Raw genomic sequence first — 643 nt, 5'->3', positions numbered from 1 at the left:
GCCCTCGCCTGGCACTCGCAGCAGCCGGGCTGGATGCAGAACATGTCGGGCTCCGCGCTCCGCCAGGCGATGCTCAACCACGTGACGCAGGTCGCGACGCACTACCGCGGCAAGATCTACGCGTGGGACGTCGTGAACGAGGCGTTCGCCGACGGCGGCTCCGGCGCGCGCCGCGACTCGAACCTGCAGCGCACCGGCAACGACTGGATCGAGGCCGCGTTCCGGGCGGCCCGCGCCGCCGACCCGGGCGCCAAGCTCTGCTACAACGACTACAACACCGACAACTGGAGCCACGCGAAGACGCAGGCCGTGTACACCATGGTCCGGGACTTCAAGGAGCGGGGGGTGCCGATCGACTGCGTCGGCTTCCAGGCCCACTTCAACTCGGGCAACCCGGTGCCGAGCAACTACCACACCACGCTCCAGAACTTCGCCGACCTCGGCGTCGACGTGCAGATCACCGAGCTCGACATCGAGGGCTCCGGCTCCTCCCAGGCCGAGCAGTACCGCGGCGTCGTCCAGGCGTGCATGGCCGTGTCGCGCTGCACCGGCATCACCGTCTGGGGCGTGCGGGACACCGACTCGTGGCGCGCGACCGGCACTCCGCTGCTGTTCGACGGCAACGGGAACAAGAAGGCCGCCT

The 643-nt window shown here is 69.5% G+C and carries 1 protein-coding gene; it reads left to right on the top strand.

All coding sequences use genetic code 11. From position 1 onward, the window contains the following. The coding region (locus tag G3I78_RS46780) for an endo-1,4-beta-xylanase (protein WP_164436693.1) at positions 1-643 on the top strand (643 nt) is incomplete at both ends.

This window comes from Streptomyces sp. SID13726 (assembly GCF_010548375.1).
In the GTDB taxonomy this organism is placed as follows: Bacteria; Actinomycetota; Actinomycetes; order Streptomycetales; family Streptomycetaceae; genus Streptomyces.
Note: the sequence above shows the minus strand (reverse complement) of the source record. Positions and strands in the feature narration are given on the sequence as shown.